This is a genomic window from Hydrobacter penzbergensis, assembly GCF_900106985.1.
In the GTDB taxonomy this organism is placed as follows: domain Bacteria; phylum Bacteroidota; class Bacteroidia; order Chitinophagales; family Chitinophagaceae; genus Sediminibacterium; species Sediminibacterium magnilacihabitans.
Genome location: NZ_FNNO01000015.1, coordinates 65,075 through 87,199 on the forward strand (window position 1 = coordinate 65,075; position 22,125 = coordinate 87,199).

At 46.6% G+C, this 22,125-nt stretch carries 22 protein-coding genes and 1 tRNA gene; 14 read left to right on the forward strand and 9 right to left on the reverse strand.

What is annotated here, in order from left to right; genetic code table 11:
- Positions 1–233: 233 nt before the first annotated feature.
- Positions 234–307 (reverse strand) — tRNA-Pro (locus tag BLU98_RS14325).
- Positions 308–395: 88 nt separating this feature from the next.
- Between BLU98_RS14325 and BLU98_RS14330 the strand changes: the two genes are divergently transcribed.
- From BLU98_RS14330 to BLU98_RS14360, 7 genes are read left to right on the forward strand one after another with little or no spacing between them, the layout of a single operon-like run.
- Positions 396–1,661 carry a dihydroorotase gene (locus BLU98_RS14330; protein WP_092725931.1) on the forward strand — a complete coding sequence of 422 codons (1,266 nt, stop codon included), beginning with the start codon at positions 396–398 and terminating at the stop codon, positions 1,659–1,661.
- 22 nt (positions 1,662–1,683) lie between these two features.
- Entirely contained in the window at positions 1,684–2,196 is a 513-nt protein-coding gene (locus BLU98_RS14335) for a DUF4199 domain-containing protein (protein WP_092725935.1), read from the forward strand.
- A gap of 6 nt (positions 2,197–2,202) precedes the next feature.
- The gene (locus tag BLU98_RS14340; RefSeq protein WP_092725938.1) at positions 2,203–3,141 is read left to right on the forward strand and encodes a glycosyltransferase family 2 protein; all 939 of its coding nucleotides are present in this window, start codon (positions 2,203–2,205) and stop codon (positions 3,139–3,141) included.
- A gap of 25 nt (positions 3,142–3,166) precedes the next feature.
- Entirely contained in the window at positions 3,167–4,294 is a 1,128-nt protein-coding gene (locus tag BLU98_RS14345) for a glycosyltransferase (protein WP_257575009.1), read from the forward strand.
- A complete protein-coding gene (locus tag BLU98_RS14350; RefSeq protein ID WP_092725940.1) occupies positions 4,291–4,866 on the forward strand; it encodes a D-sedoheptulose-7-phosphate isomerase in 576 nt (191 codons plus the stop codon). Before BLU98_RS14345 ends, BLU98_RS14350 begins: the two co-directional genes overlap by 4 nt.
- 2 nt (positions 4,867–4,868) lie before the next feature.
- Positions 4,869–5,417 carry a D-glycero-alpha-D-manno-heptose-1,7-bisphosphate 7-phosphatase gene (locus BLU98_RS14355; RefSeq protein ID WP_092725942.1) on the forward strand — a complete coding sequence of 183 codons (549 nt, stop codon included), beginning with the start codon at positions 4,869–4,871 and terminating at the stop codon, positions 5,415–5,417.
- A gap of 46 nt (positions 5,418–5,463) precedes the next feature.
- Positions 5,464–6,345: a hypothetical protein gene (locus BLU98_RS14360; protein ID WP_139173957.1), complete on the forward strand. Its 882-nt coding sequence runs from the start codon at positions 5,464–5,466 to the stop codon at positions 6,343–6,345.
- 59 nt (positions 6,346–6,404) lie between these two features.
- Here BLU98_RS14360 and lepA read toward each other — a convergent pair whose 3' ends face one another.
- From lepA to mgrA, 6 genes are all read right to left on the reverse strand, one after another.
- A complete protein-coding gene (gene lepA, locus BLU98_RS14365; RefSeq protein WP_092725947.1) occupies positions 6,405–8,189 on the reverse strand; it encodes a translation elongation factor 4 in 1,785 nt (594 codons plus the stop codon).
- Between the two features lie 100 nt (positions 8,190–8,289).
- Entirely contained in the window at positions 8,290–9,057 is a 768-nt protein-coding gene (gene tpiA, locus BLU98_RS14370; protein ID WP_026774712.1) for a triose-phosphate isomerase, read from the reverse strand.
- A 14-nt stretch (positions 9,058–9,071) separates the two neighbouring features.
- Positions 9,072–10,238, reverse strand: coding sequence for a putative sugar nucleotidyl transferase (locus BLU98_RS14375; protein WP_092725951.1), 1,167 nt, complete (start codon positions 10,236–10,238; stop codon positions 9,072–9,074).
- A 4-nt stretch (positions 10,239–10,242) separates the two neighbouring features.
- The gene (locus BLU98_RS14380) at positions 10,243–10,650 is read right to left on the reverse strand and encodes a hypothetical protein (RefSeq protein ID WP_092725953.1); all 408 of its coding nucleotides are present in this window, start codon (positions 10,648–10,650) and stop codon (positions 10,243–10,245) included.
- Between the two features lie 17 nt (positions 10,651–10,667).
- Positions 10,668–11,303, reverse strand: coding sequence for an orotate phosphoribosyltransferase (gene pyrE, locus BLU98_RS14385; protein WP_092725955.1), 636 nt, complete (start codon positions 11,301–11,303; stop codon positions 10,668–10,670).
- Between the two features lie 33 nt (positions 11,304–11,336).
- Complete coding sequence (gene mgrA / locus BLU98_RS14390; protein ID WP_092725958.1) at positions 11,337–12,332, reverse strand: L-glyceraldehyde 3-phosphate reductase; 996 nt, start codon at positions 12,330–12,332, stop codon at positions 11,337–11,339.
- 90 nt (positions 12,333–12,422) lie between these two features.
- Here mgrA and BLU98_RS14395 point away from each other — a divergent pair, with 90 nt between their 5' ends.
- On the forward strand, positions 12,423–14,273 hold the full coding sequence (locus BLU98_RS14395) for a tetratricopeptide repeat-containing sensor histidine kinase (RefSeq protein ID WP_092725961.1): 1,851 nt from the start codon (positions 12,423–12,425) through the stop codon (positions 14,271–14,273).
- Between the two features lie 63 nt (positions 14,274–14,336).
- Positions 14,337–14,999 carry a response regulator transcription factor gene (locus tag BLU98_RS14400; protein WP_092725964.1) on the forward strand — a complete coding sequence of 221 codons (663 nt, stop codon included), beginning with the start codon at positions 14,337–14,339 and terminating at the stop codon, positions 14,997–14,999.
- A gap of 105 nt (positions 15,000–15,104) precedes the next feature.
- Here the strand turns inward: BLU98_RS14400 and BLU98_RS14405 are convergent, their stop codons facing one another.
- Positions 15,105–15,869, reverse strand: coding sequence for a hypothetical protein (locus BLU98_RS14405; protein ID WP_092725967.1), 765 nt, complete (start codon positions 15,867–15,869; stop codon positions 15,105–15,107).
- 164 nt (positions 15,870–16,033) lie between these two features.
- On the opposite strand from BLU98_RS14405, the gene BLU98_RS14410 reads away from it, so the two are divergent.
- The gene (locus tag BLU98_RS14410; protein ID WP_092725970.1) at positions 16,034–16,447 is read left to right on the forward strand and encodes an NUDIX hydrolase; all 414 of its coding nucleotides are present in this window, start codon (positions 16,034–16,036) and stop codon (positions 16,445–16,447) included.
- 88 nt (positions 16,448–16,535) lie between these two features.
- Positions 16,536–17,654 carry a 5-(carboxyamino)imidazole ribonucleotide synthase gene (locus BLU98_RS14415; RefSeq protein WP_092725973.1) on the forward strand — a complete coding sequence of 373 codons (1,119 nt, stop codon included), beginning with the start codon at positions 16,536–16,538 and terminating at the stop codon, positions 17,652–17,654.
- Here the strand turns inward: BLU98_RS14415 and BLU98_RS14420 are convergent.
- Positions 17,626–18,684 (reverse strand): DUF3078 domain-containing protein, encoded by a 1,059-nt coding sequence (locus BLU98_RS14420; protein ID WP_092725977.1) that lies wholly within the window; start codon positions 18,682–18,684, stop codon positions 17,626–17,628. The genes BLU98_RS14415 and BLU98_RS14420 overlap by 29 nt on opposite strands.
- Before the next feature lie 128 nt (positions 18,685–18,812).
- Between BLU98_RS14420 and miaB the strand changes: the two genes are divergently transcribed.
- The 3 genes from miaB to BLU98_RS14435 all read left to right on the forward strand — a co-directional run bounded on the left by miaB (position 18,813) and on the right by BLU98_RS14435 (position 22,111).
- Positions 18,813–20,243 carry a tRNA (N6-isopentenyl adenosine(37)-C2)-methylthiotransferase MiaB gene (miaB, locus tag BLU98_RS14425; RefSeq protein ID WP_092725980.1) on the forward strand — a complete coding sequence of 477 codons (1,431 nt, stop codon included), beginning with the start codon at positions 18,813–18,815 and terminating at the stop codon, positions 20,241–20,243.
- A gap of 79 nt (positions 20,244–20,322) precedes the next feature.
- Complete coding sequence (locus BLU98_RS14430; protein WP_092725983.1) at positions 20,323–21,609, forward strand: sigma-54 interaction domain-containing protein; 1,287 nt, start codon at positions 20,323–20,325, stop codon at positions 21,607–21,609.
- Entirely contained in the window at positions 21,602–22,111 is a 510-nt protein-coding gene (locus tag BLU98_RS14435; RefSeq protein ID WP_092726029.1) for an LptE family protein, read from the forward strand. The genes BLU98_RS14430 and BLU98_RS14435 overlap by 8 nt, the downstream gene beginning before the upstream one ends.
- Positions 22,112–22,125 lie beyond the last annotated feature (14 nt).

The window sequence follows — 22,125 nt, forward strand, 5'->3', positions numbered from 1 at the left end:
TATTAAATAATTCCACAAGTTGCAGGACTATTCCCTAATGACTTTATTATACGGTACCTTTTATTGGAGATATCAATATATTAACATTTTATATTTCGGAATAAGCCATTTTGTCGGGGCGAAAAATGGGACAAATCGGCTGAAACTCAATATGGACAAGGGTCGCAGACTGTTTTCCCATCACTGACCTACCAAAACAAAAAAGACCAAACTTTCGTTTGATCTCTTCTTCGTCGGGAAGACAAGATTCGAACTTGCGACCCCTTGCACCCCATACAAGTGCGCTACCGGGCTGCGCCACTTCCCGAACATGGGTTGAATTGGGCTGCAAATATAGGGATGTAAACGCAAATAGAAAATTTCAGATTATATTGCATAAAATTTTACACTGCTACATGAAGATTCTCATCAGCCAGGTTAAAATTACCGACCCACTCTCCCCCTTTAACGGTTCCGTAAAAGACATTCTAATCGACGATCATCATATCTCAAAAATCGCAGATAAAATCAGCGAGAAAGCAGATATCCAACTACAGGAAAAAGACTTGCAGGTTTCGCCAGGTTGGGTAGATCCTTTCGTTCATTTTTGTGATCCTGGATACGAATTCAAAGAAACATTGGATACCGGAGCAGCAGCCGCGGCGGCTGGCGGCTTTACCAGGGTTTTTACCCTGCCCGATACACAGCCGGTAACCGATAATAAAGCGCAGGTTGAATACATCGCACAACGCGCTGTTTCACTGCCCGTCACCATTCACCCAATAGGTACCGTTACCAAGAAAAAAGAAGGCAAAGAATTAGCAGAGATGTACGATATGCGCAACAGCGGGGCTATCGCTTTTTCAGACGGACTGGAGCCGGTACAATCAGCCGGACTGTTCCTGAAAGCGCTGCAATATGTAAAAGCATTCGACGGTGTACTGGTACAAATTCCCATTGATAAAAGCATTGGTGCAGGCGGACTCATGAACGAGGGCATCATCTCTACCCGGTTAGGCCTGCCTGGCTTGCCCGCCATAGCAGAAGAACTGATGATCCGCAGAGACCTTGAACTGCTGCGCTATACGCAATCGAAACTGCATATCACAGCTGTGAGCACGCAGAAAAGCCTGGAACTGATCAAAGCCGCTAAGCAAGATGGTTTGCAGGTAACTTGCAGTGTTACACCTTACCACCTCTTCTTCTCCGACGAACACATGCAGCGTTACGATACCAATCTCAAACTGAATCCGCCACTCAGAAGCAAGGCCGATGTACTCGCCTTGCGCAAAGCAGTATTGGACGGCACTGTGGACTGCCTTGCTTCACATCACCTGCCACAGGATTGGGATCATAAGACCTGCGAATTTGAATACGCACTGCCCGGCATGCTGGGCCTGCAAACACTGTTTGCTGTAGTCAATGAAGTACTGCCTGAATTAACAGATGCAAGACTGGTTCAACTGCTGGGTTCCAATGCCCGCGCCATCTTCGCGCTCCCCCCTGTTACCATTGCTGAAGGAGCCGAGGCTGAATTGAGCCTGTTCAGTAAAAAAGAAAACACCCTGCTTACCAAAGCAACCATCAGGAGTAAATCGGCTAACACGCCCTTCCTTGACAAGCCGTTGAAAGGAAAAGTTTTCGGAATTATCCATAAAGGAAAACTATCTTTAAACAACTAAAACCAAACCTAAACAGCATATCATGGAAAACAAAATCACTCCACCCTGGCTGAAGGGCTTGCTCATCAGTCTTATATTGATCGTGATCGGACTGATCATCTATTTCGCCGGACAAGCACAGAATAAATCCCTCGGATGGATACAGTTCTGCATCATGATAGCTGCTATTATCTGGGCATGTACCAATTATGCCAAGCAGATGCAGGGCAATGTAACTTTTGGCAATGTGTTCGCACACGGTTTTAAAGTAACGGCCGCTATTGCTGCCATCACCGCTGTATATGTTTTCCTGGCTTTCAAATTCATTTATCCTGAAATGATCGACGCTTCTATAGAAGAAGCACGAAAGAACATGGAAGCAAAAGGCAATATGTCCGATGACCAAATCAAACAGGGACTGGATATGATGAGGAAATTTTTCATGCCTTTTGCCATCGGCGGCATGCTGATCATGAGCGCTATATTGGGCGCCATAGCATCGCTGATCGGCGCCGCAGTTGCTAAAAAGAATCCCAACCCAACTTTAGAGCAGTAAGCATATATGGATGTATCGATCGTAGTTCCCCTGTTCAATGAAGATGAATCGCTGCCCGAACTGTGCAGCTGGATTGAATCTGTTGCCACCACCCACCAGCTCAGCTATGAAGTGATACTGGTAGACGACGGAAGTACCGATGACAGTTGGAAAGTGATCGAAGAGATCCATCAACACAATAACCGTTTCAGGGGCATCAAATTCCAACGGAACTATGGTAAATCAGCTGCGTTAAACGAAGGCTTTAAAGCAGCCCAAGGCGATGTAGTCATTACCATGGATGCCGATATGCAGGACTCTCCCGACGAGATTCCCGAACTGCGCAGAATGATCGTTGAAGAAGGTTATGATATGGTGAGCGGTTGGAAAAAGAAGCGATACGATAATACTTTTACCAAAAACATTCCTTCCAAAATATACAATGCTGCGGCACGGAAAAGTTCCGGCATCATGCTGCACGATTTTAACTGCGGTCTCAAATCATACAAACGCAAAGTGGTTAAAAGCATTGAAGTGTTTGGGGAGATGCACCGCTACATTCCTATCCTGGCCAAATGGGCAGGCTTTCGTAAGATCGGTGAGAAAGTGGTGGAACACCGCCCCCGCAAATACGGCGTAACCAAATTTGGCTGGAACCGTTTTGTAAACGGGTTCCTCGACCTGGCCACCATCATGTTCCTGGGTAAGTTCGGCAAGCGCCCCATGCAATTCTTCGGACTGCTGGGAACAGTGTTCTTCCTGATCGGTTTTATTGCCAGTATATACCTGGTGATTGCCAAATTTACCGTTGCCGATTTTGCATTGACCAACAGGCCCAGTTTTTACATCGCACTCACCACCATGATCATTGGTATGCAACTTTTCCTTACTGGTTTCATAGCAGAGTTGGTTGCCCGCAATGCCAGTGAAAGGAATGCATACCTGGTCGAAAAGAAATTGGACTGACCGCTCTTTTGTTGATATTTGGATCATGAAGAAAAAGCTGATCATCATAGGTCCCGCCTGGCCGCTGCGCGGCGGCGGTTTGGCAACTTTCAATGAAAGGTTGGCACTGGAATATATCAGGCAGGGATTTGATACTACCATCTATACTTTTTCATTACAATACCCCAATTTTTTATTTCCCGGGAGTTCGCAATACACTGATGAACCTGCGCCTGAAAGCATACCTATTAAAGTACGCATCAATTCCATCAACCCCTTTAACTGGTGGAAAGTTGGCAGGGAATTGAAAGCATTGGCTCCCGATTACATTGTAGTACGCTACTGGATTCCATTCATGGGCCCCTGTTTTGGTACCATCCTGCGAATAGTAAAAACGAATAAGTTTACCCGGATCATCTGCATCGCAGATAATATCATCCCGCATGAAAAACGTCCCGGCGACAAACTTTTCACACAATATTTTATACAACCGGTGCACGGGTTCATCACCATGAGCAAACAGGTGCAACAGGATCTGCAACAGTTCACCAACAAACCATCGCAACTGGTACCGCATCCGTTGTACGATAATTTCGGTCCGGCCATACCAAAAGATGTTGCAAGAGGCAAGTTGAAACTACCGGCAAACGATCAAATCATTTTATTCTTCGGCTTCATCCGTAAATACAAGGGACTCGACCTGTTACTGGAAGCGATAAACGATGAACGCATCCGAAAAGCAGGGATCAAATTGTTGGTTGCTGGCGAGTTCTATGAAAACCGCGAACCTTACGACCAGCTGATAGAACGGTTACAGATCGCCCCGCAACTGTTGTTGCATACGGGGTTCATACCCAATCACGAAGTGGCTTATTATGTCAGCGCCGCTGATTTCATTATTCAGCCTTACCGTGATGCAACCCAAAGCGGCGTAACACCACTGGCATATCATTTCGAAAAGCCCATGCTGGTTACCAATGTTGGCGGATTGCCCGACCTGGTGCCGGATGGTAAAGTGGGAGTGGTTGTTGAACCGAATGCCGCAGCCATTGCCGCCGGTATCTTGCAACTGTATGAATTAGGTGAAAATTATTTTTTGCCGCATCTTCGCAATGAAAAACAGCGGTATAGCTGGACAAGGCTCACCGAAACCATTACAACCCTAGTTCCATGAACGGAAAAATAAAAGAGCTCATTGCAGCATCCATTGAAGTGAAGCGCCAGGTGCTGGAAGATGCAGCTCTCCAACAAACCATACAGCAGGTAATTGATATAGTGACCACCGCCTTCCAAAAAGGCAATAAAGTATTGTTTTGTGGCAATGGTGGCAGTGCTGCCGATGCCCAGCACCTGGCAGCCGAATTCTCCGGCAGGTTTTATAAAGACCGTAAAGCGCTTCCTTCCGAAGCACTGCACTGCAACACTTCGTACATAACAGCCGTTGCCAATGATTATAGTTACGATGTAATTTATTCAAGACTGGTAGACGGCATGTGTGTAGCCGGTGATGTATTGATCGGACTGAGCACATCGGGTAATTCGGGTAATATCCTCAAAGCTTTTGAAACAGCAAAAGAAAAAGGAGTGATCACGATTGGCATGACAGGCGCAAGCGGAGGAAAAATGAAAGCCATCAGCGATTACCTCATCAACGTGCCTTCCACTGATACACCACGTATACAAGAATCACATATACTGATCGGACATATTATTTGCCAGTTGGTAGAAGCTAATATTTTCGGATAATCATGCTGCCACTCAAAGAGATTGATCATAACTGGACCCTCTTCCTCGACCGCGACGGAGTGATCAACCACGAAAAGGATAATGACTATATCCTCAACTGGAGTGAATTTGTATTTTACCCCGAAAGCCTGCAAGCGCTTCCCTTGCTGGCCAGGCATTTTCGCAGAATCATATTAGTGACTAACCAGAAAGGCATTGGAAAAGGCTTGATGAGCGAAGCCGATCTTACCAACATCCACAGGCATATGTTGGATGAAATTGAAACCAGGGGCGGGCGCATCGATCGCATCTATTTTTGCTCCGACCTCAACAACCTTTCCCCAAACCGGAAACCCCAGCCAGGTATGGCTTTCCAGGCACAAAAAGATGCTCCTGAAATCGTATTCAGCAAGAGCATCATGGTTGGTAACCGTTTAAGCGATATGCAATTCGGACGCAATGCAGGCATGCACACGGTTTTCCTGGCCACTACGCATCCCGAAGTACCCTATCCCGATCCGCTGATCGACCTGCGGGTGGACAGCCTGTTGGAATTTGCCCGCCTGCTCTAACAAAATCTTTACATAAGATTCCTGATATTTGTTCATATCCTTCGTTATGAAAAGAACAGGTTTTGTTTGCCTGCTGCTGTTGACAACATCTTTACTCAATGCACAAAAATCTACCAATGAATATGTGCAAAAAATACAGGGCATTGAAACGGTTATCAAACCTTATGCTACGGCCATTATGGAGTCGGAAGAAATGCCGGACCGGTTCAGGGCAGACAGTTTCTTTACACGCGGACTGGTGCAGGCTTTGCGTGTTCCGTATTCTTTTTCTTACCCCTTCGATTCACTGACCACCATTTCAAAATTATACGCGCCTGATAGCAGTTTTCGCATCTTTACCTGGCAGGTGATGAAAGATTACTCGTATTACCGCCAGAAAGGTGTGATACAAATACATACAACCGATGGTTCGCTGAAGATATTCCCTCTGTTTGATTTTTCTGAATTCACCGAAGCGCCGGTGGACTCTGTACGCAGCAACCGCAACTGGATCGGCGCTATTTATTACAGCATCATCCTCAAAGAATACAACCACAAAAAATATTATACCTTGATAGGGTATGACGAGAACGATGCACGCACCACCAAAAAATGGGTTGAAGTACTAACGTTTGCTACCGATGGTAGTCCGCAATTCGGCGGCCGTTATTTCAGCTATCCCAACGATGCGCTGAAACCGCCGCAGCCCGCTTACCGTTTCTGCCTGGAATTTAAAAAAGGCGCCAACGCCAAACTCAATTACGACCGCGACCTGGACCTCATTATATTCTCACATCTTACCAGTGAGACTGGTGAGACTGCACAGAAACATACACTAGTGCCCGAAGGAAGCTATGAAGGCTTTCAATGGATTTCCGGCAAGTGGGTGTACAAACGGGTGGTTGCAGAAGTAGATCCCAGTTCCAAGGTTAATCCGCCGCGACAATGAGTTGAGAGTTGTTAGATGTTAGTTGTTAGAAATATGAAAGATAATCTACCAACTGACAACTAATCTAATTTGAGTACAGCCAAAAACGCTTCCTGCGGCACTTCTACGTTACCGATCTGTCGCATGCGTTTCTTTCCTTCTTTTTGTTTTTCCAGGAGTTTCCGCTTACGGCTGATATCACCACCATAACATTTGGCGGTAACGTCTTTGCGCATAGCGCTGATATTTTCGCGCGCAATGATCTTGGCGCCGATGGCAGCCTGGATGGCTATCTGGAACTGTTGCCTGGGTAGCAACTCTTTTAATTTTTCGCAAAGCTTCCTGCCGAAATCCTGCGCACGGCTGCGGTGGATAAGGGCGCTGAGGGCATCCACTTTATCATTGTTGAGGAGGATATCCATTTTTACGATATCTGCTTCGCGCCAGTCGATCGGTGTATAATCGAAAGAAGCATAGCCCCGTGTAGAGCTTTTCAATTTATCGTAGAAATCAAATACGATCTCAGTAAGCGGCATTTCAAAGATCAGCTCAACACGTGTGGGTGTGAGATAACTTTGATTGATGAGTATGCCCCGTTTACCCAGGCAAAGCGTCATGATGTTGCCGATGTACTCCGGCAAAGTGATGATCTGTGCCTTGATAAAAGGCTCTTCAATCCTGTCTATCTTAACAGGGTCGGGCATTTCGGCCGGGTTATTGACAATGATCTTCTCCCCTCTTGTAGTATAAGCGTGGAAGCTAACGTTGGGTACAGTGGTAATAACCGTTTGGTTAAACTCCCGCTCCAGCCGCTCCTGTATGATTTCCATGTGCAGGAGACCCAGGAAGCCGCAACGGAAACCAAAGCCCAGCGCCTGGGAAGTTTCCAGTTCGAAAGTAAGTGAGGCATCATTCAACTGCAGCTTGTCCATACAATCACGCAGTTCTTCGAATTCATCTGTATTCACCGGGAAGATACCGGCAAATACCATGGGCTTCACTTCCTCGAAACCATGGATCATTTCACCGGGATTGTTGGCAAGGGTAATGGTATCACCCACTTTCACCTCTTTGGCGTTCTTGATGCCCGTAATGATGTATCCTACATCTCCTGCCGCAACTTCATTTTTGGGCGTCATGCTGAGCTTGAGCACCCCTACTTCATCTGCAAAATAATCGTTACCGGTAGATATGAAACGTATCTTATCGCCTTTGCGGATCACCCCGTTGAGGATGCGGTAATATACAATAATACCCCTGAAACTATTGAACACGCTATCGAATATCAGGGCCTGCAAAGGAGCGTCTACATTGCCTTCAGGAGCAGGTATACGCTCAACAATAGCCTGTAAAATTTCTTCGATACCAATACCCGATTTGCCGCTGGCCAGCAGGATGTCTTCCTGCTTACAACCAATGAGGTCCACGATCTGGTCGGTCACTTCAGGTATCTTGGCACCATCCATATCGATCTTATTGATAACCGGGATGATCTCAAGGTCATTGTCAATTGCCAGGTATAAGTTACTGATTGTCTGAGCCTGTATGCCCTGTGAAGCATCCACCAGCAAGAGGGCTCCTTCACAGGCGGCCAGTGCGCGGCTCACTTCATAACTGAAATCCACGTGGCCGGGTGTATCGATCAGGTTCAGTACATATTGTTCGTCCTTATATGAGTAGTTGATCTGTATCGCATGGCTTTTAATAGTAATACCTTTCTCCCGCTCAAGGTCCATATCGTCCAGCACCTGGTCCATCATCTCCCGCTCGCCAATGGTCTTGGTATGTTCCAATAACCTGTCAGCCAGCGTACTCTTACCATGGTCGATATGCGCAATGATGCAAAAATTCCTGATCTTCTTCATAGAGCAGCAAAGATAATTGATCAATTCGGCAATTCGGCAATTCGACAATTGACGCATATTTTCATTGTCGAATTGCCGAATTAACTAATTGGCAAATTGTCTAATTGTTTTTCAGTGCATTGATAATAGCCACAAATTCGTCGGCAATAAGAGAAGCGCCACCTACCAGTCCGCCGTCAACATCAGGCTGACCAAAAATTTCGCCTGCATTGGCTGCCTTCACGCTCCCACCGTAAAGAATGGTGATTTCATTGGCTGTTGCAGCACCATATTTGGCAGTGAGTTGTTCGCGGATGAAAGCGTGCATTTCCTGCGCCTGTGCACTGGTGGCTGTTTTGCCGGTACCGATGGCCCAGATGGGTTCATAAGCGATCACTACCTGTTTCAGTTGTTCGGCACTGAGGTGGTATAAAGATTCTTCGAGTTGTTTGGCAACAAAAGCATTCTGTGTATTGGCTTCGCGAATGCTCAATGGCTCGCCGCAGCAGAAGATGGGATGTATGTTGTATTCCAGGCAGATATTGATCTTTTCTGCAAGGAACTGGTTGCTTTCCTGAAAATATTCGCGGCGCTCGGAATGTCCCAGCACCACATAAGATATGCCCAGCGACTGCAGCATTTCAACCGATACCTCACCGGTATAGGCACCGCTTTTTTTGCTGTAGCAGTTCTGTGCTGCAATAAATACATTTTGTTTACCGGCCAGTTGCTGCTGGGCCATGGGTAGGTATGGGAAGGGAACGGCAAATATGGCCAGTTGGTTAGCGCCTAATGTATGAGGCTTGGATTGAATATCTTTCAGTAATTGTTCTCCCTGTGAAAGGGTCAGGTTCATTTTCCAGTTGGCGGCGGCTATTTGCTTTCTCATGTTAGGGGGTTCCTTTATTTTGAATGATGCGCAAAGATAAAGGCCAGCACCGAAGCTTCCGCCTCCGAAACTGTTTGCTGCTTCATTTTTTTCCAATTACCGATGTCTTCCAGGGCTTTATCGAGTTCATAAACAGCTCCTTCCGTTCCCCAACTGAAATCTTTGATCCTTTTGGGCAGCAGTCCGTTCCCAAATACATTACAGCTCACCCCTATTACCGACCCGGTATTGATCGCTGCATTGATAGCCACGCGGGAATAATCGCCCATAAATACACCGCATTTTTGTGCAGCAGGTATAAAGGCTCCGCTCTGCTCGTCCCATACCTGTACCATTCCGGCCGTATTCTTGACATTACTGTTGGTAGCCCCCGCCCCGAAATTGCACCACTCACCCACTACCGAGTCGCCTAAATAACCATCGTGCGCTTTGTTGGAGTAGCCCATGAGTATGCTGTTCTTGATCTCGCCACCACCCAGGCACCAGGGGCCAATGGTGGTAGCGCCATAAATGCGGCTGTTCATTTTCACAGCGGCCCCTTCACCCAATGCAAAAGGTCCGCGTATGGCTGAACCTTCCATTATAGTGGCATTCTTACCTATATAAACCGGTCCGGTAGCTGCATTGATGATGCAATGTTCAACCACCGCTCCTTCTTCAATAAAAATCACTTCCGGTTGACTAACACGATTGGTTTCCGGAATAGGCTGCGAATTACGGCCTTCAACCAGCAGGTCGAAATCCTGCCGCAGCAAAAAATCATTGTATTGCGTCAGGTGCCAGGGATGTTGTATCCTCCTGGCCTGTGCATACTTACGCACTTCTTTAAAATAATGCAAGCTGTTAGCAGGATTAAACGACTCAAAAGCTATTTGCGCTTTCCCTGCAATCAACCCCTGTTCATCTGCCAGGCATACGCCTTCTTCAATGTCTGATAAAGCACTTAACAGCTCAGCAGAAGGCAATGCCGTAGCATCGATCCATAAATGCGTTTCTGCAGCCGGACTTTCATATAACTGTTGCAGGTAGCCGGTTGTGTGCACATACACTGGCTCGCGTGTCCACAATGACCATCGTTCACGAATGGTCGCAATGCCCATGCGCAATCCGGCAATGGCGCGGGTTTGGGTAAGCGGGTAGAAATGAGCCCTTACAGCATTATCGAACAGAATGATGGCCATGCAATCAGTTAACCGGAGGTATATGACAGGGTTTGCCTTTCTGAGGCCCACCACCATCTTCTGCACGCTTGCAAACCGGCGGTAGTTTTTTGTACGCTTCAGGTTCCGCTTTCTCTGCATCAGCATCAAAGCCTGCATTATTCAGCGCTGCTTTGATGGCACCTGTGGTGGTTCTGTCGGGTAAAAACTGAACACGTATTTCACCCTGCAATAAATTTATTTTCCACTGCAAAATACCATTGTCGGTATTGTCCTTTTCCAGCAACAGGTATCTGTCTAACCGCTCTTTACATTCCCAACAACGCAGGTTCGCCGATTTGATGGTTACCCATTCCGGTTTGGGTTGCTGTGCCCTTAAACAAAGGGAACTTCCCAAAATGAATACTACTAAAAAGTAAATTGTTCTTTTCATAAAGCTTTATACATTGCTCAATGGACTCCTTTCCAATTCGCCGGATCATTTCTCCATTCCAGCAATACAGGCTCCAGTGATGAAGCTACCTGTCCTTTTTCAATGGCCAGTTCAATCAGATTGCTGTAATTGGTGAGCGACCGGAATGGCACACCCGCCGTTTCAAAAGCTGTGTCCGCTATCGAAAAACCATAATTGAAAATGGAAACCATGCCCACCACTTCCACACCGGCGCCGCGCAATACATCAACCACCTGCAAGCTGCTCTTACCGGTAGAAATGAGGTCTTCTATGACCAGCACTTTTTGTCCGGCTGTATAAGCCCCCTCTATCTGGTTGCCTAATCCATGTTCCTTGGGTTTGGGACGCACATATATATAAGGCAATTTCAGTTGATCAGCAGCCATGGCTCCCCAGGGGATGCCGGCAGTAGCTACACCGGCCAATACTTCCGCTTCCGGGAATTTCTCAAAAATCACATTGCACAGCTCACTTTTAATAAAATCACGCACAAAGGGAAATGATAATACTTTACGGTTGTCGCAGTAAATAGGGCTCTTCCAGCCACTGGCCCAGGTAAATGGGGCATCGGGACTTAACTTCACTGCTCCAACCTGCAAGAGTTTCTCGGCTACGGCTTTTTCATTGGTCATGCTGCGAAAATACGTAAAACAAGTTGGTAGTTGTTACCTCAGTATCCCTTCGATCAGCGCCAGCTCTTCTGAACTGAACTGGTAATTTTTGATGCATTGCAATGAATCCGTTACTTGCTCCGGTTTACTGGCGCCTATCAATACCGAAGTAATGCGGGGATCCTTCAGCACCCATGCCAGCGCCATTTGCGCGAGCGACTGTCCACGCTGCTCTGCCAATACATTCAAGCGTTTCACTTTATCCAGCTTCTCCGGTGTTACCTGGTCTTCTTCCATGGCACCATTCCCCCTGTGCGATGCAGCCCGTGAATCTGTTGGCACACCTTTCAGGTATTTATTGGTAAGCATGCCTTGTGCAAGCGGGGAGAAAGGTATACAACCCACTCCTTCACGTTCCAATACATCGAGCAAACCATTTTCTACCCAACGCTCGAACATCGAGTATTTGGGTTGATGAATAAGACAAGGCGTACCCAATTCCCTTAAGATGGCAATGGCTTTGGCCGCTTCTGCCGGCTGATAGCTGGAGATACCTACATACAAAGCTTTACCCTGGCGAACAATGAGATCGAGTGTAGACATGGTCTCTTCCAAGGGTGTATGCGGATCGGGACGATGGTGGTAATAAATATCTACATAATCAAGTCCCATTCTTTTCAGGCTCTGGTCAAGACTGGCCACCAGGTATTTCCGGGAGCCCCAGTCGCCATAAGGCCCTTCCCACATCTTCCATCCTGCTTTGGTGGAGATGATGAGCTCGTCGCGGTAAGGCAGGAAATCCGCTTTGAAAAGCTGTCCAAAATTTTTCTCTGCCGATCCGGGAGGCGGGCCATAATTATTGGCCAGATCGAAATGCGTAATGCCGTGGTCGAACGCTGTGCGCAAGATATCACGCGCTTTATCCATTGAATCGATATCACCGAAATTATGCCACAGGCCCAGCGAAACGGCCGGCAGCATGAGACCGCTGTTGCCGCATCGGCGGTATTCCATCTGTTCATAACGATTGGAGCTTGCTGTATAAGACATGGTTATTGAGAATTGATGAATGATAAATAAGGCTAAAAATACGTGACAGGATAAAACTAATCGTAACTTTTCAAAAATCTTTTCCCTGTATTGAATCGCAAAACCGCAAGCCTGGTTTTAGCCATTGCTTTGGTCAACGGCATTTCGGCCCAGCAACCCGCAGGCAGCGATTCCTCCATTGCTCATGCCAAAAAAATATTGTTGCAAACCCGGATGCGGAAAGATACCCTTGGTTCGCTTATCCCATTGCGAGACCTGGGAATAGCTTTTTATCTTGCCAAGCAGTACGACTCTGCCATCCTGTACTTTAAAGAGGGATTGAACCTGGCCATTTCCCGGCGCCAATACTATTTGGAATTGCATGATTTCAGGCCAGTCCTGAACAACAATTTTTTCCTGCTGGGTAATTATACCGCCGCCATGGAGATTTCGGTAGATGGACTGGCCAGGGCCGAAGCCCTCAACAACCCTGAACGGATAGCCCATTTCAAAGGAGTGATCGGTTATATTCTAATGAAGCAGGGTAAGCTGGTAGCCGCCAAACAATATTTTATCGATTTCCTGAAGCTCGCCACCGGGCTGCACAATAAATTGCTGGAAGCAAAAGGACTCTTTTACCTGGCCGACCTGTCGATCCTGGAAAAAAACTATGCCAATGCCATCTCTTATATCCATAAAGCCATGACTGTTTTCGATGATCCTAAAACAGTGCTTAGCATCAATAAAAATGAGCAACTGGCTTATGCGAACAACAAACTGGCCGAAGTTTATGCGCAGATGAACGACCTGCCGCATTCCCTGCAATACAGCCTTACTGCCATCCGTATCAGTGAACAAAACATTCAATGGATCAACCGTTATGACATGGCACGTTATTATGTGAACGGAGGTACTACCTATAACCGGCTGAAGCAGTACCAGCAAGCGCTCTCATTGCTGAGGAAGGGATTGTCCATTTCCAAAGAACCCATGTACATGGAATGTATACAGGATGCCGATGAGCAATTGTCCATTGCTTTTGCCTCATTGCGCAATTACGACAGCGCTTATGCCTACCATCTTCGTTTTACACAGGTGAGGGACAACATCATGGCCGAAAACAACCAGCGCGTACTGCTGGAAAAAGAGACCCGTTACAAGATGGAAGCCCAGCAGCGGTTGCAGGACGCCGCACTGAACCGGCAAAAGCTATGGAAAGACCTCAGTATTTGCATCGCTTGCGCCAGTATCCTGATCGCGTGGTTGCTCTACAAATGGTATAGCCTGCGGCAAAGGAATCATTTCCAGGCTGCATTGAACATGCAACAGCAGGAAAACCTGCGCGCTACCATTTCAGCGGCCGACAGGGAAAGAAAAAGAATTGCCGATGACTTGCATGATACACTGGGTTCGCTCTTATCGGCTACCAAACTCAAGCTGTCGGCCATAGAAGAAACAGGCACCATGCCCGGGCAGGAAAAAGAAGACCTGAAAGAAGTACTTGCATTGCTGGATGAAGCCATGCAGGAAATGAAAAACATTGCTTATAATATCATGCCGGCTACCTTATCTCGACTGGGCGTGATCGCTGCATTGCAGAGCCTGTTTAACAGGATCAGTCATCAATCGGTTATACACATCAATTACACTACATACGGATTCACAGAACGGCTGCATGAGACAGTAGAGCTGGGTATTTATCAGGTGGTGTTGGAAGCCATGAACAATATTGTAAAGCATGCACATGCCAGGAACGGAACAGTGCAATTGGTTCGTTATGAGCGCCATATCAATATTACCATTGAAGACGATGGCCGTGGCTTTGATGCGCTGCGTGAAAATACGGTGGGAAACGGACTCAACAATATGCAGTCGCGCACCAAAAATATGCGCGGAACCATTGACATCGACAGCCAGCCTGGCATGGGAACCACCATCATCATTGAAATTCCATACACCTGATACCGGGTTGCTACCGGAATATTGGTATTGTGAAACAGCGGCGCAGCCTTTAGATTTACGTATATGAAAGCAGTGGCATCGAAAAGGATACAACTATTGATTGCCGACGATCACCGGGTACTACTCGACGGTTTGGTTTCATTACTTAGAACAGAACCCAATTTCGAGATCGCTGCAACAGCGGAAAACGGCGAGCAGGTAATTGATTGGCTAAACAAAACGGAAGTGGACGTATGCCTGATCGATATCAGCATGCCCAGGCCGGATGGCATGGAGTTGACACGATGGATACAACAACACAAGCCACAGATAAAGATCCTCATTCTCACCACGCACGACGAAGAAGAGATCATTGCCGAAATGGTACAGGCAGGCATAGCCGGATATCTGTTAAAAAGCTGCACCCGGCACGAGTTGGTAGAAGGTATCAACCGTGTTATGAGCGGACAGTTTTTCTTTAGCGAAGCAGTCAGCAACCGCATCATCGATAGCTATAAAGAACAAAAAAAGGAAACCGCAGAAGAGCCCGTAACATTTACAGAGCGCGAAAAAGAGATCGTACAACTTTTGGCGAAAGAATATACCAATGAAAAAATAGCCCAAACCCTACACATCAGTTACAGAACGGTGGAAACCCATCGCAAGAACATGATGCTGAAAACCAAAGCACGCAACCTGGCGGGCTTATTGCGTTTCGCTTCCAATCAGGGCCTGATCAGGCTATAAATCATCCGAACCGTTTGTTTAAAAGTGAAAAGCCAGTGCATGCACCTGTTATCTGTGTTGGGTACAACATAAACAGGAAATGCAACTGGCTTACGTATCCTCCCCTCAGAAGATCCGTTTCAATGAAATGTTGTGGGAACAGGTACTCGTTGTTCCATTACCCGTTACAGTGCCTGTGATAGAACTTGCATCACTACTGATGGTAAGAGAACCAGACTCACCTCCCATGCTCATCTGGACCTGATTGCCACTAACAGTTCCTGTACCTCCTCCATGCTCGCCAGTAGTGGCAAGGTATGTTCCCATAGCTGAACTGCCGGCTGTCCATACATTCACAACAGCATTCACACATTTTCCTCCATTGCTGCTTACCGGTGAGGCTGAACCCTGGTATACCCTCACTGGATTCGAAGATGTTTCTTTTGCAATGGCTGCATATACCGGCCCCTGGTGGCTGGGGAAATACACAGAATCTATCGAAGGATTGCTGCCGGTAGCAGTCACAGAGAACCATATTTTCGCCCCGCTGGTGCCGGTAAACAATGCTTTGGAAAGCGCCTGACCACTTTGCCAGTTACCCAATGAAGCGGCGGGTAAACTATCAGAAGCACTGGCCGGATCAGTCCATTGATAAACCACATAAGGTTTAGCAGCCTGCAGGTTAACCACAAAATAACCGCTTGAGCCCGTCAGCGTACCTTTATAAATACCACCACTCTGGTTATCATAGGCCGCCTGGGCAGTGGTTCCGGAAGTATTATTTCCCGATCCTGGCGAATTGCTGCCGGATGATTTGCTGCAGCTATTACCAATCAACAATAAAGCCGAAACAGCGGCAATGAGAGCACAAAAACTGATAAGCTGTTTCATAGGTATTTGTTTGTATCGATGAATGAATCTTGATAGTAAAAATAACCGGCAAAAGGCTGAGCAGGAATACCATGACCACGGTATTTTCATCTACCAATAAGTTGGTATGAACCAGTTGTTAAAACAAGTTGGCCGTTTAAACCGGCCGTATTTATTTTTGGGGAATGGAACCGATAAAAATCATAGCGGGCGGCGGATTGGTCTTTAATGAGGCAGGCGCCTTACTCATGATCTTCAGGCGTGGCAAATGGGATCTTCCCAAAGGCAAGCTCGACGAAGGAGAAACGATTGAAGACTGCGCGCTGAGAGAAGTGAAAGAAGAAACCGGCCTCGCAGAAGTAATACGTGAAGAGCTCATATCCATTGGTTATCATCATTATTTCGATCTTCATTTAAACAACAACGTCATCAAAGAAACCCATTGGTTCCGTATGCATGCTGCCGGCAACCAGCCATTGACACCGCAAACGGAAGAAGACATTACAGATATCCGTTGGGTGCAAGGCACCGAATTGGAAGCCTGCTTGAACGATAGTTATCCTAATATCGTAGAGGTAATAAAAAAGGTATTCTATTAGTCCTCATCAACCCTAATACTTTCATTATCTCTTTGTCGAATTGTCTCATTGCCCCATTGAAACTATCTTTGCCCCCTAATCAAACTGTATGAAAGTAGGTATTCTCGGCGGTGGCCAGTTGGGCAGGATGTTATTACAGGCTTCGGCCAATTATGTGGTGGAGACATCGGTACTGGATAAAGAAAGCGATTGCCCGGCAGCGCATTTATGCCATCATTTTGTACAGGGCGATATTACTGATTTTGACACCGTATATCGTTTTGGAAAAGGCCTGGATGCCATCACCATAGAAATCGAATCCGTTAATGTGGATGCGCTTGAGAAATTAGAAGCCGAAGGCGTACCTGTATATCCCAGGCCTTCGGCAATCCGTACCATCAAAAACAAGATCACACAAAAAGCTTTCTACCGTCAGCACGATATACCTACTTCGGAATTCATTATCACGGAAGCCAGGAAGGAATTGCAGGAACACCTTTCTTTCCTGCCGGCTGTTCACAAAACCGGAGAAGGCGGCTATGACGGCAAAGGAGTGCAAGTGCTGAAAGAGCTCAAAGACATTGACCTGGGCTTCGATGTACCCGCCGTGTTGGAAAAAATGGTTCCCATTCACAAAGAGATCGCTGTAATTGTAGCCATGAGCAACCAGGGCGAAGTAACCCTCTACCCTCCTGCTGAAATGATCTTCGATCCCGTGCTGAACCTGCTGGATTACCAGTTGAGTCCGGCTATTCTTCCCGAACAGGTACTGTGGAAAGCAGAAGCCATTGCACTGAAAGTGGTAAAACACCTGAACAGTCCCGGATTGTTTGCCATTGAATTGTTTGTTGATAAAAACCAGGAAGTGCTCGTGAATGAAACGGCGCCCCGTGTCCACAACAGCGGCCATCATACTATCGAAGCCAATTATAGCAGCCAATACGATATGTTGTGGCGAATCATACTCAATTACCCGCTGGGCAATACCGATCCCATTCTGCCTTCAGCCATTGTGAACCTGCTGGGCGCTGAAGGTTACACCGGAAAAGCCAAATATGAAAACCTCGAAGATGTATTGAAGACCGACAATGTGTTTGTTCATCTCTATGGTAAAACAGAAACCAAACCCGGTCGCAAAATGGGACATGTAACCATCATCAGTAAAGACTACCAGGACCTGGCTTACCAGGCCAATAAGATCAAGCACCTTTTGAAGGTGATAGCCTGACCGCCCTTTTCACTACCTGCTGCACACTGTCGATCACCGGTATAATCGGAGGAAGCGGTGGCGGCGGCAACAGTTTGGGTTGACGAACGGCTTTCCTCACTGCCAGCGGATGCTGGAAGCCGATACCAATCAGGCTTTTCAACTGCAACCCGGGTGAATTTTTATTGGCTCCGAATAACCGCACATTATCGTCGTAGATCATGTCTAAGTTATAAGTGGCGGTGAACGCTTTATTGATGCGGAAAGAAAACATATTCGTCATGAAAAAATCCACATTCTGCGGCTGATCGGCATAATTCGAAAACAGGTCGAGCCTCCCTTTATAACCCACGTTTTTACCAATCGATGTCATGTAATTGATGGTGGCAAATGCACCGATCTGGTTGATGCTGTGCGATCCGGGCGGTACGCCATAGAGTCCTTTTCTGGCCAGTGAATCGTGTGCAATGATGGTCATACGCGATGTAAGCGGAGAAAGGAAAAGCGAGAATTTATCACTGGGTTTGTAATCCATACCCAACGACAATATGATATAAGCCGGCGACAGAAAAGAAGATGCCAGCGTTGGCACGTTATTGCTGTAACTGAACCCGTCGAAAAACTGTGACCGGAAATTGAACAAGGTAGACACATATACTTTTCCCACGCTGTCTATCTTATAACCATACTTACTCAGGAAATCGATGCGGTCGTCGTTCTTGCGGCCACTCAGACTGGTGGTCTGCACATAACCCAAGTTTACATCCAGGTTATTATCCCAGGTGTACCGCTTCTTTTTATGATAGAAAAAATAGTTGAAATAACCACTTGCCGCGAGAGAGAAATTGTCGCCACCGGCCGACCAGTTGCTCAATGATCCTTGAGAAATGTTAAAACTTAACAGCCCGCCTCTTTTCCAGTCCCATTTGGTGGTATCTGCCTCTTTTCTGATCGTCCTGGCGGTTTCGGCCTTTATCTTGTTCAATACATCCTGTGCCTGTCCAAATTGAATACCAATGGCCATTATAGCCAACAGAATACATTTATTCATCGATTGTATATGCTGATTTATGCGTAAAAATAAGGAATGACACCATTCATCAAATCGGGTGCTGACAAACTGGCATAAACAAGCGAATTTTACGTAGTTTTGCCCTCTAAATTTTCAAACGCATGGAAATGCTGGCTATAGCTGGAAAAGAACATGATGAAAGTCGACAGGGTGAAACCTTGAAGCCTTTTGAAAACGACCCCAATCAATACCGGAAACGTTTCTATATAGAAAGTTATGGCTGTGCCATGAATTTTGCCGACAGTGAAGTGGTAGCTTCCATATTGAACCACGAAGGCTTCGGCGCAACCCGGCTGGCAGAAGAGGCCGACCTGATACTGGTGAATACCTGTTCTATCAGGGAAAAAGCGGAACAAACCGTTCGCAAACGCCTGCATGAATTCAGGAAACTCAAGGAAAAGCGCAAGGGCATACTCATTGGCGTGCTGGGTTGTATGGCCGAGCGTTTGAAATCGCAATTACTGGAAGAAGAAAAACTGGTAGACATCGTAGTGGGTCCTGATGCTTATCGAAGTCTCCCCTCTCTGATCTCCGAAGCGGAAACCGGACAGAAAGCAGTGAATGTGTTGCTGAGCCGTGAAGAGACTTATGCCGATATCTCCCCTATCCGTATCGACAGCAATGGCATCAACGCTTTTGTATCGATCATGCGGGGATGTAACAATATGTGCAGCTTCTGTGTAGTACCATTTACACGTGGCAGGGAGCGCAGCCGCGATGCCGTTTCTATTGTGGCCGAGTCGCAGGATCTGTTCAACAAAGGCTATAAAGAGATCACGCTGCTCGGACAGAACGTAGACAGCTATTACTGGATCGATGAAGCAAAAGATGAGACCATAACATTTGCCAGGCTGCTCGAAAAAGTGGCTTTGATCAGTCCCGATCTGCGTGTACGTTTCAGCACCTCACATCCGAAAGATATCACCGACGAAGTATTATACACCATTGCAAAATATGAGAACATCTGCAATTATATCCATCTGCCCGTACAGAGCGGCAGCACGAGGATGTTGCAGTTAATGAACCGTACTTATACACGCGAATGGTATAAAGCCAAAGTGGATCGTATCCGCGAGATCATCCCCGATTGTGGTATCAGTTCCGATATCATTGCCGGTTTCTGTACCGAAACGGAAAAAGATCACCAGGACACCCTAAGCATTATGGAGTACGGCCGGTTCGATATGAGCTATATGTACTTCTACAGCGAGAGACCCGGCACATTGGCTGCCAGGCGCTATACAGACGATATTCCAGAAACAGTGAAGAAAAGAAGGCTGCAGGAAATCGTAGATCTCCAGGGAATTTTATCACACCAAAGCAACCAGCTCGACCTCGGCAAAACATTTAAAGTATTGATCGAAGGCAATAGCAAGAAAAGCGATGCGCAATGGTATGGAAGGAACAGTCAGAATAAAGTGATCGTATTCCCTAAAGGCAACCATCCTTACAAACCCGCTGATTACGTGATGGTGAAAGTGGTGGATTGCACCAAGGCAACTTTGGTGGGAGAAATCGTTGATAATTTGGCAATTTGATAATTCGACAATTTGATAATTTTTGCACTACGTTTCATTGACGAATTGTCGAATTGTCAAATTGTGTAATTAAAAAAATATGGATTTACAGAGCATAAAGAACAGATTCGGTATCATTGGCAACTCCCCAGCCCTCAACTACGCCCTGAATACAGCAGCGCAGGTAGCGGCTACCGATCTCACCGTGTTGATCGTAGGTGAAAGCGGCGTGGGTAAAGAAGTATTTTCACAGATCATACACGCATTATCTGCCCGCAAACACAACCCGTTCATAGCGGTGAACTGTGGTGCTATACCGGAGGGCACCATCGACTCGGAATTGTTTGGTCACGAGAAAGGCGCTTTCACGGGAGCGGTAGACAGCCGGAAAGGATATTTTGAGACCGTTAACGGGGGCACTATTTTCCTGGACGAGATCGGAGAAATGCCATTGGGCACGCAGGCCAGGCTGTTACGCGTATTGGAAACCGGCGAATTCATTCGTGTGGGATCATCTAAAGTACAGAAAACCGATGTGCGCGTTATTGCAGCTACCAACAGGGAATTATTGGAGTTCACACAAAAAGGAAGATTCAGGGAAGACCTCTATTATCGTTTGAGCACTGTACCCATCAGGGTGCCTGCATTGCGCGACAGGAAAGAAGACATTCCTTTACTCTTCAGAAAATTCGTGGTAGACTTTTCAGAAAAATACAAGACCGCACCAGTACAGCTCGACGACGATGCGAAAAACCTGTTAATTAACCATCCCTGGCAGGGCAATGTGCGTGAATTGAAGAATATTGCAGAGCAGATATCTGTACTCAGTACATCACCCATTATTACGGCAGTCGAATTGAGCAGGTTCCTGCCCAACCAGGATAAATTCAACCGGATGCCGGTGCTTGCCGGACATGCTGCATCAACCGGTGAATTCGCCAATGAAAGAGAGATCCTGTACAAACTATTTTTCGACATGAAGAAAGATGTAACGGAGCTGAAGAAAATGTTCCTTGAAATATTGCAGAACCCTTCACTGGCAGGCGCCGCTGCTAATTTTACCCGGGATTCACTTATCCAGGAATACCACAACAATGGTGAGGCTCAATCCATCATCACTCCTCCTTCAATTGCTTCGCCGGCCAGTCCCGCTGCAACAACTTACTACCCATCAACACATGGATCACAGCCTGTACTACTGCACGATGAGGGTATTCATCAGCACGAAGAGGTAGAGGAATCGCTGAATATCATGGACAAGGAAAAAGAACTGATCGTGAAAGCGCTGAAGAAACACAAGGGAAAGAGAAGGGACGCCTCGCTCGACCTGGGTATCAGCGAAAGAACGCTTTACCGGAAACTGAAAGAATATGACATTGATGAATAGTATTAAAAGTCGAATTGTTGTCTGCCTCTTATTATTGTTTTTGATGAGTGGATGCGGGGTGTATTCTTTTAAGGATGCTACCATTCCGGCCAATGTCAAAACCATCAAGATTGGCTTCATTGAAAACAAGGCACGTTATGTAAACCCGCAGGTAAGCCAGAAACTGACCGATAAGCTGCAGCAAAAGATCGTTGGAAGCACCAAACTCACCCGTACCAACAGCGACGATGCACATTATGTGCTCAACGGACAGATCACCAATTATGATCCTTCGCAGACCGTTGGTGTGAGCGCACAACAGCCTACGACCAACCGGTTGACCGTTACTGTTCACATGACATTGAGGAAGACACTGGAGAATACAACCGAAGAATTCGATGTAAGCAGAAGTTTCGACTATTCGGCCAACCTTACTTTGCAGCAGGCCGAAAGCGGATTGCTCGACGAGATCGTTCGCAGTATTACCGATGATATTTTTAACCGCATTTTCTCCAACTGGTAATCAAATTGTATTTT

Bases quoted from the DNA above. Each gene is read 5' to 3' on its own strand.
- BLU98_RS14435 (WP_092726029.1), top strand. From the start codon at position 21,602: ATGAATAGTATTAAAAGTCGAATTGTTGTCTGCCTCTTATTATTGTTT.
- miaB (WP_092725980.1), top strand. From the start codon at position 18,813: ATGCTGGCTATAGCTGGAAAAGAACATGATGAAAGTCGACAGGGTGAA.
- lepA (WP_092725947.1), bottom strand. From the start codon at position 8,189: ATGAAGAAGATCAGGAATTTTTGCATCATTGCGCATATCGACCATGGT.
- BLU98_RS14410 (WP_092725970.1), top strand. From the start codon at position 16,034: ATGGAACCGATAAAAATCATAGCGGGCGGCGGATTGGTCTTTAATGAG.
- BLU98_RS14330 (WP_092725931.1), top strand. From the start codon at position 396: ATGAAGATTCTCATCAGCCAGGTTAAAATTACCGACCCACTCTCCCCC.
- BLU98_RS14380 (WP_092725953.1), bottom strand. From the start codon at position 10,650: ATGAAAAGAACAATTTACTTTTTAGTAGTATTCATTTTGGGAAGTTCC.
- BLU98_RS14335 (WP_092725935.1), top strand. From the start codon at position 1,684: ATGGAAAACAAAATCACTCCACCCTGGCTGAAGGGCTTGCTCATCAGT.
- BLU98_RS14430 (WP_092725983.1), top strand. From the start codon at position 20,323: ATGGATTTACAGAGCATAAAGAACAGATTCGGTATCATTGGCAACTCC.
- BLU98_RS14350 (WP_092725940.1), top strand. From the start codon at position 4,291: ATGAACGGAAAAATAAAAGAGCTCATTGCAGCATCCATTGAAGTGAAG.
- BLU98_RS14415 (WP_092725973.1), top strand. From the start codon at position 16,536: ATGAAAGTAGGTATTCTCGGCGGTGGCCAGTTGGGCAGGATGTTATTA.
- BLU98_RS14340 (WP_092725938.1), top strand. From the start codon at position 2,203: ATGGATGTATCGATCGTAGTTCCCCTGTTCAATGAAGATGAATCGCTG.
- BLU98_RS14420 (WP_092725977.1), bottom strand. From the start codon at position 18,684: ATGAATAAATGTATTCTGTTGGCTATAATGGCCATTGGTATTCAATTT.
- BLU98_RS14360 (WP_139173957.1), top strand. From the start codon at position 5,464: ATGAAAAGAACAGGTTTTGTTTGCCTGCTGCTGTTGACAACATCTTTA.
- BLU98_RS14405 (WP_092725967.1), bottom strand. From the start codon at position 15,869: ATGAAACAGCTTATCAGTTTTTGTGCTCTCATTGCCGCTGTTTCGGCT.
- BLU98_RS14375 (WP_092725951.1), bottom strand. From the start codon at position 10,238: ATGGCCATCATTCTGTTCGATAATGCTGTAAGGGCTCATTTCTACCCG.
- tpiA (WP_026774712.1), bottom strand. From the start codon at position 9,057: ATGAGAAAGCAAATAGCCGCCGCCAACTGGAAAATGAACCTGACCCTT.
- mgrA (WP_092725958.1), bottom strand. From the start codon at position 12,332: ATGTCTTATACAGCAAGCTCCAATCGTTATGAACAGATGGAATACCGC.
- BLU98_RS14355 (WP_092725942.1), top strand. From the start codon at position 4,869: ATGCTGCCACTCAAAGAGATTGATCATAACTGGACCCTCTTCCTCGAC.
- pyrE (WP_092725955.1), bottom strand. From the start codon at position 11,303: ATGACCAATGAAAAAGCCGTAGCCGAGAAACTCTTGCAGGTTGGAGCA.
- BLU98_RS14345 (WP_257575009.1), top strand. From the start codon at position 3,167: ATGAAGAAAAAGCTGATCATCATAGGTCCCGCCTGGCCGCTGCGCGGC.
- BLU98_RS14400 (WP_092725964.1), top strand. From the start codon at position 14,337: ATGAAAGCAGTGGCATCGAAAAGGATACAACTATTGATTGCCGACGAT.